A 12,661-nucleotide genomic window follows, 5' to 3' on the forward strand; every position below is an offset into this window, starting at 1 on the left:
GTGAAACGACGCAGAACCGCCCTGCTGACCCTGACGGCCCTGCTGGGAGCGGTGCTCACCGCGCTGCCGGCCGGTCCGGCCGCGGCCGACGAGGTCGAGCAGCTCAAGAACGGCACTTTCGACACCACCACCGAGCCCTGGTGGACGACGAGCAACGTCACCGCGGGCCTGTCCGGCGGACAGCTCTGCGCGGACGTGCCGGGCGGCACCACCAACCGCTGGGACGCCGCCGTCGGCCAGAACGACCTCACCCTCGTGAAGGGCGAGTCGTACAAGTTCGCCTTCACGGCGAGCGGTTCGCCCGAGGAACACGTGGTGCGGGCGATCGTCGGGCTCCAAGCAGCGCCGTACGACACGTACTTCGAGGTGAGTCCGGAGCTGAGCGTCTCCGGTGACACCTACGCGTACACCTTCACCTCGCCCGTCGACACCACCCAGGGGCAGGTCGCCTTCCAGGCCGGTGGCAGTGCCGACGCCTGGCGGTTCTGCATGGACGACGTGTCGCTGCTCGGCGGGGTGCCGCCCGAGGTGTACGAGCCGGACACCGGGCCGCGGGTGCGCGTCAACCAGGTCGCCTATCTGCCCTCGGGCCCGAAGAACGCCACGCTGGTGACCGACGCGACCGCGAAGCTGCCGTGGCAGCTCAAGAACGCCGGTGGAATCACGGTCGCCCACGGCTGGAGTGTGCCGCGCGGCGTCGACGTCTCCTCCGGGCAGAACGTCCACTCGATCGACTTCGGCGCCTACCGCAGGCCGGGCAAGGGCTTCACGCTGGTCGCCGACGGGGAGACGAGCCGCCCGTTCGACATCGGCACGAGCGCGTACGAGCAGTTGCGGCTCGACGCGGTGAAGTACTACTACACGCAGCGCAGCGGCACCGCGATCCGCGACGGCCTGCGCCCGGGGTACGGCCGCGCCGCCGGGCATCTCAACTCGGCTCCGAATCAAGGCGATTACAACGTTCCCTGCCAGCCCGGCGTCTGCGACTACACGCTCGACGTCACCGGCGGCTGGTACGACGCGGGGGACCACGGCAAGTACGTCGTCAACGGCGGTATCGCCACCTGGGAGTTGCTGAGCGCGTACGAACGCTCCCTGCTGGCCCGCACCGGGCACCCCGGCCGGCTCGGCGACGGCACCCTCGCGCTCCCGGAGAGCGGCAACAAGGTGCCGGACGTGCTCGACGAGGCGCGCTGGGAGCTGGAGTTCCTGCTGAAGATGCAGGTGCCGGACGGACAGCCGCTGGCCGGTATGGCCCATCACAAGATCCATGACGAGCAGTGGACAGGCCTGCCGCTGCTGCCGAGTGACGACCCGCAGAAGCGCGAGCTGCACCCGCCGTCCACCCAGGCGACGCTGAACCTGGCGGCGACCGCGGCCCAGGCGGCCCGGCTGTACGGCCCCTACGACCGCGCCTTCGCGGCGAAGGCTCTCACGGCCGCCCGCAAGGCCTGGTCCGCGGCCCTCGCCCATCCCGCGCTGTACGCCTCCGACAGTGACGGCATCGGTGGCGGCACCTATTCCGACCCGAACGCGACCGACGAGTTCTACTGGGCGGCGGCGGAGCTGTATCTCACCACGGGGGACAGGGAGTTCAGGGACTACGTCCTCAACTCCCCGGTCCACACGGCAGACATCTTCGGCAGCCTCGGCTTCGACTGGGGCCGCACGGCCGCCGCCGGACGCCTCGACCTGGCGACCGTGCCGAGCCGACTGCCCGGCCGGGACAAGGTGCGCGCCTCCGTCGTCAAGGGGGCCGACGGCTATCTGTCCACGCTCACGTCGCAGGCGTACGGCATGCCGTACGCCCCGCCCGACAACGTCTACGACTGGGGCTCCAGCCACCAGATCCTCAACAACGCGGTCGTGCTCGGCACCGCCTACGATCTGACCGGCGCCTCGGAGTTCCGCGACGGCGCGGTGCAGAGCATGGACTACATCCTCGGCCGCAACGCGCTGAACATGTCGTACGTCACCGGCTACGGCGAAGCCAACTCCCATAACCAGCACAGCCGTTGGTACGCCCACGAGCTGGACCCGAACCTCCCGAACCCGCCGCGGGGCACCCTCGCCGGCGGGCCTAACTCCTCCATCCAGGACCCCTACGCACAGAGCAAACTCCAGGGCTGCGTCGGCCAGTTCTGCTACATCGACGACATCCAGTCCTGGTCCACCAATGAGACCGCGATCAACTGGAACGCGGCCCTTGCCCGGATGGCGTCTTTCGTCGCCGATCAAGGCTGACCCGATCCGGGTCGGCCTCACCGCCCATGAGCTCCCCCGGGCGCTCATGGGCGGTGAGAGTGTGGCGGCGGGCCGGGTCGAGCGGCTGATGCACCTCGACGTACTCACCGTGCGGCAGCCGCTTGATCAGGCCGGTCTCCCGGCCGTGCAACACCAGCTCGCGGTCACGGAGTTGGAGCCCCAGACAGATCCGGCGGGTGGCGACGAAGACGACGGCCGGCAGCACGAACACCGCGACGCGCACCGTCCAGGTGACCGTGTTGATCGACAGATGGAGGCGGGTGGCGACGATGTCGTTGCCGCCGCCCGCCAGCAGGATCAGATAGAGGCTGATCCAGGCCGCGCCGATCGCCGTGCGGGTGGGGCGGTTGCGCGGGCGGTCCAGGAGGTGGTGCTCCCGCTTGTCACCGGTGAGCCGGGATTCCAGGAACGGATAGACGCCGATGAAGACCAGCAGAAGAGGGAAGACGACGACCGGGATCAGCACGCCGAGCACCAGGGTGTGCCCCCACAGGGTGATCTCCCAGCCCGGCATCACGCGCACCAGGCCCTCCGCGAAGCCCAGATACCAGTCGGGCTGGGCGCCCGTGGAGACCTGGTCGGGGCGGAAGGGGCCGTACACCCAGACCGGATTGATCGCCGCCACGCCCGCGACCAGCGTCAGGGCGCCGAAGACCAGGAAGAAGAAGCCGCCAGCCTTGGCCAGGTAGACCGGCATGAACGGCGTGCCCACGACGTTGCGTTCGGTCCTGCCCGGGCCCGCGAACTGGGTGTGCTTGTGGTGGACGACCAGCAGGAGGTGCAGCACCACCAGGGCCGCCATGACGCCGGGGATCAGCAGGACGTGCAGCGAGTAGAAGCGGGGCACGATGTCGTGGCCGGGGAACTCGCCGCCGAACAGGAACATCGAGAGATACGTCCCGACGATCGGGACCGACAGCAGTGCGCCGTTGACGAACCTCAGGCCCGTGCCCGACAGCAGGTCGTCCGGCAGTGAGTAGCCCATCAGGCCCTCGAACAGGCCGAGGAACAACAGGGTCCAGCCGAACAGCCAGTTGAGTTCGCGCGGCTTGCGGAACGAGCCGGTGAAGAAGTGCCGCATCATGTGCGTCAGCATCGCCGCGACGAAGATCAGCGCCGCCCAGTGGTGCAGCTGCCGGATCAGCAGGCCGCCGCGCACGTCGAAGCTGATGTCGAGCGTGGAGGCGTACGCCTCGGACATGCGGACGCCGTTGAGCGGGACGTAACTGCCGTGGTAGGTCACCTCGTTCATCGACGGATGGAAGAAGAGGGTGAGGTAGACGCCGGTCAGGATCAGCACGACGAAGCTGTACAGGCAGATCTCGCCGAGCAGGAACGACCAGTGGTCCGGGAACACCTTGCGCAGGTACTTCCGGCCCAGGGTGTGGATGCCGAGCCGGCCGTCCAGCCAGTCGGCGACCCGCTCGCCCTTCGACGCCTCCTGAGTCGTGGTCACGCTTCCTCCCCGTCGTTCTCGTTCCTGATCACGTGCGTGAGCTTGTCGGGATTGGTGACGATGTAGACGCCGTTGACCTGGTCGCCCTCGGCCGTGAGATCCATGACCATCACCGCGTACGGGGCGTCGCCCTCGAACAGCACGACGGCGTCGTCGCCGTTGACGCGGCGGTAGCGCAGGTCCAGGCCCCGCGGATCGCGCCGGGCGCCGAACGAGGTGATGAGGCGGGCCGCCTTGTCCCGGCCGTGCACCGGCCGCAGCCCCGCCGGCTTGCGGTTGCCGCCGCCGTCCGTCCACACCGTGACGTCCGGCGCGAGGATCTCCAGCAGCGCCCCGATGTTCCCGCCCAGCGCGGCCCGCACGAACCGCTCCGTCGCCTCCCGCCGCACCCGCGGATGCGCCCGGTACAGCGGCCGCCGGGCGTGCACATGAGCCCGCGCGCGGTGCGCCAACTGCCGTACGGCCGCGGGGGATCGGTCGATGATGTCCGCGATCTCGGTGTGCGGGTACCCGAACACCTCGTTGAGCACGAACACCGCGCGTTCCAGCGGGGTCAGCGACTCCAGGACCACCAGCATCGCCAGCGACACGGACTCGGTGCGCAGGGCCGGGTCGTCGGCGCCCGCGTCGTCACCGACCAGCGGCTCCGGCAGCCACGGGCCGACGTAGGTCTCCCGGCGGCGGGTGATCGTGGTCCGGCGCCGCAGCGCGTGGTTGACGGCGATGCGGACCAGATAGGCGCGCGGGTTGGTGATCCCGTCGGCGCCCCGGCCCGACCACGACAGCCAGGTCTCCTGCAGCACGTCCTCGGTGTCCGTGACGCTGCCGAGCATGTTGTAGACGAGGCCGAACAGCAGCTCCCGATGGTCCATGAAGGCATCGGTCGCCTCGTCGGTGACATGGGTTTCGGACATAGGTGGGCCTCCCCGCTGACGCGTTCACTACTGCGAGGGGCGCAGGGGGTCGGAATGTGACAGCGGACGGCCCGAATGTGACCTATGCCTCACAGAAAGGGCGTCGCGTCACACTCGGCGGTCGGCCCGCCCTCTTGAACGCGAGACTGATGTAAGGAGTCGACATCGTGTTCAAGAAGTGGCACGGCAACCCCTGGGCGATCTTGATCACCCTCTCCCTGGGGTTCTTCATGACCCTCCTCGACCTGACGATCGTGAACATCGCGATCCCCGACCTGGGCGCGGATCTGGACGCGTCCCTCGACCAGATCCTCTGGGTCGTCAACGCCTACACCCTGGCGCTGGCCGTCCTGTTGATCACCGGCGGGCGCCTCGGCGACCTGCGCGGCAAACGCAACCTGTTCGCCACCGGCGTCGCCGTGTTCACCCTGGCGAGCCTCGCCTGCGGCCTGGCCCAGGACCCGACCCAGCTGGTCGCGTTCCGGGCAGTACAGGGCCTGGGCGCGGCGCTGTTGATGCCCCAGACCCTGTCGATCATCGCCGAGGTGTTCCCGGCCGAGCGGCGCGGTGTGGCGATGGGTATCTGGGGCACGGTCGCCGGGGTGTCCGGCGCCCTCGGGCCCATCCTCGGCGGCGCCCTGATCACCCACCTCGGCTGGCGGTGGATCTTCTTCGTCAACCTGCCGCTGGGAGCCCTCGTCCTGGTGCTGACCGCCACGATCATCCCGAGCGGCCGGCGCACGGTCCGCCACCGCCTCGACACCCTCGGCGTGGCACTCGCCTCGACGGCCCTGTTCTGCCTGGCCTTCGGGCTGACGGAAGGCCAGCGCTACGACTGGAACCGCTGGATCTGGGGCCTGTTCGTGCTGGCCGGCGTGTTCTTCGCCGCGTTCCTGCTGCACGAGCGCGGCCAGCAGACCAAGGAACCCCTGGTCCCGTTCTCGCTCTTCCGCGACCGCAACTTCACCCTGATCAACTTCGTCGGCGTCACGGTGTCGTTCGGCGTGGTCGGCATGTTCCTGCCGCTGACGATCTACCTCCAGTCCGTCCTCGGCTACAGCGCCCTGAAGTCCGGACTGGTCCTGCTGCCCGTCGCCCTCGGCTCGTTCGTGACGGCGGGTCCTGCCGGGGCGTTCGCCGACAAGGTCGGCGGCAAGTTCATCCTGATGGGCGGGCTGCTCGCCTGGGCCGGAGGCCTGCTGTGGGTGGTGTCCGTCGCGGACGTCGGCTCGAACTGGCCGAGCATCGCCTTCCCGCTCCTGCTCACCGGCCTCGGCGTCGGCTGCACCTTCGCCCCCATGACCGCCGAGGTCATGCGCGGCGTCCCGGCCGGCCTGGCCGGAGCCGCGTCCGGGGTCACCAACGCGCTGCGGCAGGTCGGCTCGGTGCTCGCGGGCGCCGTCGTGGGCGCCGTACTCCAGGCGCAGTTGTCCTCGGCGCTGACCGACCGGGCCCGCGAGAGCGCGGGCGGGCTGCCCGCCGCCTACCGGGACTCCTTCGTCGGCGCCTTCTCCCGGGCCGAGGCGGACGTCAGCGCCCAGCAGCAGGCCGGTACCCCGCGCGGGGTACCGCAGGACGTCGCCGAGCGCATGCGTGCCCTCGGCGGCCAGGTCTTCGGCCACGGCTTCGTCGACGCGATGGGCCTGGCCGTGTATGTGTCCGCCGCCGTCCTGCTGGCCGGAGCGCTCGCTTGTCTCGCCGTCCGCCGATACCGCGGCCCGTCCGCCAACCCGCACGCCCTGCCCATGTCCGAGCTGGAAGAGGCCGCCTGATGACCGACACCCGTACGAAAAAGATCGACTTCACCGCCATGTACGCCTCCCACGACGCCTTCCGGCGTGACCTGGAGCGCCTGGGGAAGGCCGTCGCCGACGGCCGGGCGGGCACACCCGGGGTGCGCGCCGGCTGGGACAACTTCACGCACCAACTGCACATCCACCACACCGCCGAGGACAGCGGTCTGTGGCCGCGCGTGCGGGACCGCGTAGCCGGGCGCCCCCGCGATCTGGCCCTGCTCGACGACATGGAGGCCGAGCACTCCCGCATCGACCCGCTGCTCGCCGCCGTGGACACCGCACTGCAGGACCAGGCACCCGAACTCCCGGACCTGGTACGGGCGTTGACGGCCACGCTCGACGACCACCTCAAGCACGAGGAGGACAGCGCGCTCCCGCTGATGCAGGACGTGCTGACCCCCGCCGACCGGGCCGCCTTCACCGGCCGCATCCGAGAGACCCAGGGCCTGCGCGGCGCCGCGGTGTTCGTGCCCTGGGTCGTCGACGGCGCCCCGGAGACCGACCGAGCCGCTTTCCTGAACGCCATGCCACCCCCGGTCCGAGTCCTCAACCGCTTGTTCTGGGAGGGCGGTTACCGCAGGAAGGGCCTGTGGGGCGATCACTGAGCAGGCCGAACGAAGGCACGTGCGGTTCCATCACGCCCCGTAAGGGGCGTGGGGAACCGCGCGACCAGCCACAATGACGCGGCAGACGACCGACGGCATGGCACTTCCGCCAGAGTGTTCAGGCCGCATCGTGAAAGACCATGCCCAGAGCGCGCCTCCGGCCGGAGCGAACCGCACTCACCCCGTGCCGCATAGCCCCGGCCGACCAGCCACGGCTGCCCCGCACCGGCCGGTCCCGGGTAGTGAACACCAACCCGTGGCCCTGCGGCAGCACGGTCGCGGTGCCCCGGGACTGGGCCCGCGGCCGCTGCTCCACCATCAGGAACTCGCCGCCGGTGTAGTCGGCGCCGTACGCGTCGAGACCGACGACCACCTGGAGCGGGAAGACCAGGTCGCCGAACACGTCCCGGTGCAGGGCGTTCCAGTCGCCCTCTGTGTAGTGCAGCAGGATCTGCGCCGACCGGTCCTGACCGGCCGCGTGGCACATCTCCAGCCACTCCTCCAGGTCGTCCGGCCAGGGTGCCGGACGACCGAGCCGGGCCGCCCAGTCACGGGCGACCGGCAGCAACCGCGGGTAGAGAGCCGCGCGCAGGGCGGCCACCGGAGCGGGCAGATCGTGGGTGAAGTAGCGGTACTCGCCGGACCCGAACCGGTGCCGTGCCATGTCGACGGTGGTCCGGAACAGCTCCGGCTTCTCGTACAGCGCGGCCAGATCGCCGCACTCGGCGGGCGTCAGCAGCGGCCCGGTCGGCGCGCTGCCATACGCGTCCAGCTCGGCGGCGAGCGCCGCCCAGTCGGTGTCGGCCGCGCGCCTGCGGGCCTGAGTCGGGGTGAGGGACATGGTGTCTCCGCCCGTCACAGCAGGGTCGGCTGAAGCGCACCCTCGTGCGTGAGCAGCCGCACCTTGCGCTCGACACCGCCCGCGTAGCCGCGCATCGAGCCGTCGGCGCCGATCACCCGGTGACAGGGGCGGACGAGCAGAAGCGGGTTGGCGCCCACCGCGGCACCCACGGCCCGGACTTCGGCGCGCGGCACACCGAGTCGCTCGGCGAGCTGCCCGTACGTCGTCGTGGAGCCGTACGGGATGTCGTCCAGCGCCTGCCACACCCGCTGCTGGAACTCCGTGCCCGCAGGGGCGAGTTCGAGCTCGAAGTCGGTGCGGCGGCCGGCGAAGTAGTCGGAGAGCTGCCGGGCTGCCTCAGCGAACGCGGCGTCGTCCCGGCGCCACTCCGCACGGACGGCGGGCGCGTTCCGCTGCCCCGGCATGGACAGCGAGATGAGCCGCGAGCCCTCGCCCACGAGCAGCAGTTCCCCGAGCGGGCTGTCGATGGTCGTGTACGTCGTTTCCATGGCTCCAGTCTGCTGCGCCGAGCGGCCCGGAACCGGCGGGATTCGGACATGGTCCTCACGCCGGTGCGACTCTTGACGGTACCTTGTCGCATCCGCTGTGAGCAGGGAGTATTTACGATCGAGTACCCCGGCGGTACCGTAAGCGCATGCCAGCTCTGAATGTGGAGTTCAGCGATCGTGAACTAGAGGATCTGAGGCAGATCGCCAAGGAACGCGGTACGTCGATGAAGGCGCTCGTGCGCGAGGCGGCCGCGGCCGACATCGCCAGGCACCGCGCTCTGCAGGAGGGCGCGGAGGCGTTCCGGCGGTTCTTCGCCACCCATGCCGACGAGTTCGCCGCAGCCTTCCCCGACGACGAACCACCCGCGGCCGGCGAGGGGCGGGTCGCCTGACCGATGGCACCTGTCCTGCACATCGACGTGCCCTGGCTGCTCCAGCGGCACGAAGAAGTTCTGCCCGAGCAGCCCACGATCAACGACTTCTCCGCCCTGGTCGCCGCCGTCGCCCGCCACCGTGTCGATCCGCCGCGCCTCGGCACGGACTCCGACCCCGCCTGGCGGGCCGCCGCGCTGCTGCACACCCTGGCCCTGCTCAAGCCCCTGCCGTCGGCCAACGCCCGCTTCGCCTGCGCGACGGCCGTGGCCTACATGTTCGTCAGCGACGTCGGCATCGACCCGCCCTACGGCGCTCTCGTCGATCTCGCCCGGGATCTGATGTCCGGCAAGACCGACGTCTACGGAGCGGCCGACCGGCTGCGTTCCTGGCAGATCTGAGACGCGGAGATCCGAGGCTTTCGGGCCCGGGGGAGAGGTGTGCCGGTCCCGGGGCCGCCGACCGAGGGCGGGAGGAACAAGGTCGGCGGCCCGGATGGGCGCGGGAGAGCCGCCGTTCCGCGCCGGGCCTCCGAGAAGGGCCGGTCCCATCTGACTACGCGGGCGCACCACGTGGGGAGCGCGCGTGGCGCTCCGGCGCGTGCATGTGTTTCACACGGGGCGCAGGGAATGCCGAATGGTGGCGAACACGAACCGAGTTGCCGCCGTATCAGACTTCCGTTCAATGAGGTCGATGTTGCCCAAGTGCCTTGTTGGTGATGAGTGTGTTGTGCAAGGGTGAACCACCTGTGCGGGGGGTAATGGCCGGGCCTCGTTCGACCTATGGGGATCCGGGTCGGACGGACGTAGCTGAATTTCACGCTCCTCGTGTTCGCCGTCCAGAAGGTATGCACCACAGGGGGCCTTTCGGCGGTCACCGCTCACGTGCCCCATGTGTGGGAAGGAATCCGCTCCGTGTCCACCCCCCACCCCCCTCAGCCCCCTTACCCGCCGCCCGGCGGGGTTCCCGGAGAATCCGACGAGAACCTCGCCGCCATGCTCGGCGGCCGTCCCGACGGTGAGGTCACCCATTCCGTCGCGCTGCTCATGGCGCGGCACTGGCCGTCGGCCCACGACTACGGGTCCATCTGCCTCGCCTCCTCGGGCGACGTCGTCTCCATGGTGACCTCGGCCGCCTTCCACCAGGTCCTGGACCGGCTGGCTCTTGGCGAGCCCGGTGTCGCGCTGCGCCCCCGGATCCTGGTGGCCGTGCGGGACACGGCCCGGGTGTGGTCCGCCGAGCCCCGAATATCCGCGGTTCTGCCGCAGTTGCAGAAACCCGCCGGCGGGCGCGGTATGCGCGACGCCAAGTCGATGACGCCCGATAACCGCAAGCTGGCCGAGCGTTCATTTCAGGCTCTTCCCGGACTCGCCCGGTGTCTGCTGTGGCACACCGAGGTCGAGGCGGAGTCGATTTCCGTTCCCGCCGGACTGCTCGGCATGGATACCGACACCGCGTCGGCGGCACTCGAACAGGCGCGGGAAAAACTCCGCGAGGGTTGTGTACATGCCCATCGGGAACTCGCTCCGTCCAAGGAATGCGGCTACTACAGCCGCCTCCTGGACGTTTCGCTGCGCCGGGGCGGCACTCTGCTGCCGGATGTCCAGCAACATCTGTCGGTGTGCCGCTACTGCCGTTTCGCCGCCGAACAACTGGGCCATTTCGAGGGCGGGTTGGGGGTGCTCCTGGCCGAGGCGGTACTGGGCTGGGGTGCCCGCCGCTACCTGGACTCCCGCCCCGGGCGTACGCCGGGGGAGTCCCGCGGCGCGCGCAGCGTCGGCCGGCACGGCGGCGGACGCCACCGTGTCCTGCCCCGCATCACCCTGCCCCTGCGCCGCCCGCCGGGATCACCGAGAGCCTCGCGGACGCTGCTGACGGGCGTGGGCGTCGTCTCGCTCGGGGTGATCGTGACGCTGGTCGCCGCCGGAATGTGGTCCCACGACGACGGTGTCGACCCGGCCGCCTCCACCAGCGCGAGCGGCGGCACGTCACCGAGCGCGGGGACCCAGTCGTCGCCGGGCACCGCCCAACTTCCCACCGCCGGTGGCCGCTCCAGGCTGCGCAACGCGGCGGCCGACCTGTGCCTCGACATCAAGGGCACGGTACGGGCCGGCGCCGGCGCCGAACTGGCGGCCTGTTCCGACGTCCGGACCCAGCAGTGGTCGTACGGCGACGACGGGCTGTTGCGCAGCGCGGCCGACCCCGATCTGTGCCTGGACTCGCACGTGGACGCCGGTGTCGTCGTCCTCGGCACCTGCGCCGAGGAGAAGGCCAAGCGCGGCGACGACGTCCGCTACGACTTCACCGTGCAGGGGGAGGTGCTGCCCCGCTGGGACGACCAGCTCGCCCTCGCCGCCACCACCGACGACCCCGGTGCCGACATCGTCCTCAAGGTGCGGGACCGCTCCACCGGGCAGCGCTGGGTGACCGACGCGACGACCACGGCGAGCCCCGGCTCGCTCGCGGTCACGAAGACCGAGGAACCGCCCGCACAGCAGCCGGTGGATCTGAACGGCCGGACGGCGTAGGCGACTTGGGGCGGTGCCGACGGCGGGGGCAGGCCCGGCGCGGGTGATGTGACGCCTCGCGGGTCGCCCCGCCGATGTGCGGGGCGACGACCGCGAGGACGTTCTACGGGTTCTACGGGGAGGTGGTCACGCGGATCCCTCGACGAGGTCGGCGGCGCCGATCGTGGCGGGCGTGGAATGTCCGGTGAGGGCGAGAGTGAGGTCCAACTCGGCCAGCAGGCAGCGGATCACGTGCTCGACGCCCGCCTGTCCGTCGAGGCCGAGCCCGTAGACGTACGGCCGCCCCACGAGCACCGCCCGCGCCCCGAGCGCGAGGGCCTTGAAGACGTCGTCGCCGGTGCGGACGCCGCTGTCGAACAGGACGGTCAGCCGGTCGCCGACCGCCTCGACCACCCGGGGCAGCGCGTCGGCCGCCGCCACGGACCCGGCCACCTGCCGGCCCCCGTGGTTGGAGACGACCACGCCGTCCATCCCGGCGTCGGCGGCGAGCCGGGCGTCGTCGGGGTGCAGGATGCCCTTGAGGACGATCGGGCCGTCCCAGTTCTCGCGCAGGAACGCCAGGTCCGGCCAGGTCTTTCCGGGGTCCGAGAACACGCCGACGAAGTGCATCACCGCCGCGTTCGGGTCCTCGGCGACCGGCTTGGCGAGGCCCGCCTGGAAGGCCGGGTCGGAGAAGTAGTTGGCGGTCCCCACGCCGTGCAGGAACGGCAGATAGGCCTGGTCGAGATCGCGCGGACGCCAGGCCAGCAACGGCGTGTCCAGCGTGACGACCAGCGCGGTGAACCCGGCCGCCTTCGCCCGGCTCAGGAAACTCCGCGCCACCTCCGGGTCTTTCGGCCAGTACAGCTGGAACCAGCGCTCGGCGTCCCCCATCGCCTCGGCGACCTGTTCCATGGGAGTGCTGGACGCGGAGGACAGGATGAACGGCACCCCCTGCGCGGCGGCGGCCCGGGCCGCCGCCGACTCGGCGTCGGGGTGCATGATCGACAGCACGCCGACCGGCGCCAGAGCCAGCGGTGCGGGCAGGGGGCGGCCGAGCACCTCGACCGACAGATCCCGCTCGTGCACGTCCCGCAGCATGCGCGGCACGATCCGGCGCCGCTCCAGGGCGGCCCGGTTCGCGCGCGCCGTGCTGCCGTCACCGGCGCTGCCCGCCACATAGCCGACCGGACCCGGGCCGAGCCGCTGCTCGGTGACCTCCTCAAGCCGCGTGAGGTCGGTGGGCAGCCGCGGCACGGCCCCCGACATCCCGTTGAGATAGATCTCGTACTGGAAGTCCGCCCAGTGCCTGCCCATGGGTACATCCCGCCTCTCGACGCTGAGAACGCGCTGCACCCGAACGATACTGGCGGGTAGGCGCAGGTCCGAGCCCCGG

The 12,661-nt window shown here is 70.7% G+C and carries 11 protein-coding genes; 6 read left to right on the forward strand and 5 right to left on the reverse strand.

The genetic code is table 11. The features are described from left to right. Positions 1-2,244 (forward strand): glycoside hydrolase family 9 protein, encoded by a 2,244-nt coding sequence (locus M2283_RS05605; RefSeq protein ID WP_280874899.1) that lies wholly within the window; start codon positions 1-3, stop codon positions 2,242-2,244. Here the strand turns inward: M2283_RS05605 and qcrB are convergent. Together qcrB and sigJ are read right to left on the reverse strand one after the other, a co-directional pair. Further along, positions 2,189-3,721 carry a cytochrome bc1 complex cytochrome b subunit gene (qcrB, locus tag M2283_RS05610; protein WP_280874900.1) on the reverse strand — a complete coding sequence of 511 codons (1,533 nt, stop codon included), beginning with the start codon at positions 3,719-3,721 and terminating at the stop codon, positions 2,189-2,191. The genes M2283_RS05605 and qcrB overlap by 56 nt on opposite strands. Beyond that, positions 3,718-4,635 (reverse strand): RNA polymerase sigma factor SigJ, encoded by a 918-nt coding sequence (gene sigJ, locus M2283_RS05615; protein ID WP_280874901.1) that lies wholly within the window; start codon positions 4,633-4,635, stop codon positions 3,718-3,720. Before sigJ ends, qcrB begins: the two co-directional genes overlap by 4 nt. A gap of 167 nt (positions 4,636-4,802) precedes the next feature. On the opposite strand from sigJ, the gene M2283_RS05620 reads away from it, so the two are divergent. Together M2283_RS05620 and M2283_RS05625 are read left to right on the forward strand one after the other, a co-directional pair. Continuing rightward, entirely contained in the window at positions 4,803-6,407 is a 1,605-nt protein-coding gene (locus M2283_RS05620; RefSeq protein WP_280874902.1) for a DHA2 family efflux MFS transporter permease subunit, read from the forward strand. Beyond that, complete coding sequence (locus tag M2283_RS05625) at positions 6,407-7,036, forward strand: hemerythrin domain-containing protein (protein ID WP_280874903.1); 630 nt, start codon at positions 6,407-6,409, stop codon at positions 7,034-7,036. The genes M2283_RS05620 and M2283_RS05625 overlap by 1 nt, the downstream gene beginning before the upstream one ends. A gap of 118 nt (positions 7,037-7,154) precedes the next feature. On the opposite strand, the gene M2283_RS05630 is transcribed toward M2283_RS05625, so the two are convergent. Then, entirely contained in the window at positions 7,155-7,877 is a 723-nt protein-coding gene (locus tag M2283_RS05630) for a 2OG-Fe(II) oxygenase (protein WP_280874904.1), read from the reverse strand. Positions 7,878-7,891: 14 nt separating this feature from the next. Then, positions 7,892-8,386 (reverse strand): methylated-DNA--[protein]-cysteine S-methyltransferase, encoded by a 495-nt coding sequence (locus M2283_RS05635; RefSeq protein ID WP_280874905.1) that lies wholly within the window; start codon positions 8,384-8,386, stop codon positions 7,892-7,894. Between the two features lie 146 nt (positions 8,387-8,532). Here M2283_RS05635 and M2283_RS05640 point away from each other — a divergent pair, with 146 nt between their 5' ends. The 3 genes from M2283_RS05640 (at position 8,533) to M2283_RS05650 (ending at position 11,286) form a co-directional block, all read left to right on the forward strand. Beyond that, entirely contained in the window at positions 8,533-8,778 is a 246-nt protein-coding gene (locus M2283_RS05640) for a hypothetical protein (protein ID WP_123996220.1), read from the forward strand. Positions 8,779-8,781: 3 nt separating this feature from the next. Further along, positions 8,782-9,159 carry a toxin Doc gene (locus M2283_RS05645; protein WP_280874906.1) on the forward strand — a complete coding sequence of 126 codons (378 nt, stop codon included), beginning with the start codon at positions 8,782-8,784 and terminating at the stop codon, positions 9,157-9,159. A gap of 513 nt (positions 9,160-9,672) precedes the next feature. Further along, entirely contained in the window at positions 9,673-11,286 is a 1,614-nt protein-coding gene (locus tag M2283_RS05650) for an RICIN domain-containing protein (RefSeq protein ID WP_280874907.1), read from the forward strand. A 126-nt stretch (positions 11,287-11,412) separates the two neighbouring features. On the opposite strand, the gene M2283_RS05655 is transcribed toward M2283_RS05650, so the two are convergent. Beyond that, positions 11,413-12,582 carry a lactate 2-monooxygenase gene (locus tag M2283_RS05655; protein ID WP_280874908.1) on the reverse strand — a complete coding sequence of 390 codons (1,170 nt, stop codon included), beginning with the start codon at positions 12,580-12,582 and terminating at the stop codon, positions 11,413-11,415. Between the last annotated feature and the right edge of the window lie 79 nt (positions 12,583-12,661).

It is taken from the genome of Streptomyces pseudovenezuelae (genome assembly GCF_029892565.1).
Taxonomy (GTDB): Bacteria; Actinomycetota; Actinomycetes; order Streptomycetales; family Streptomycetaceae; genus Streptomyces; species Streptomyces pseudovenezuelae_A.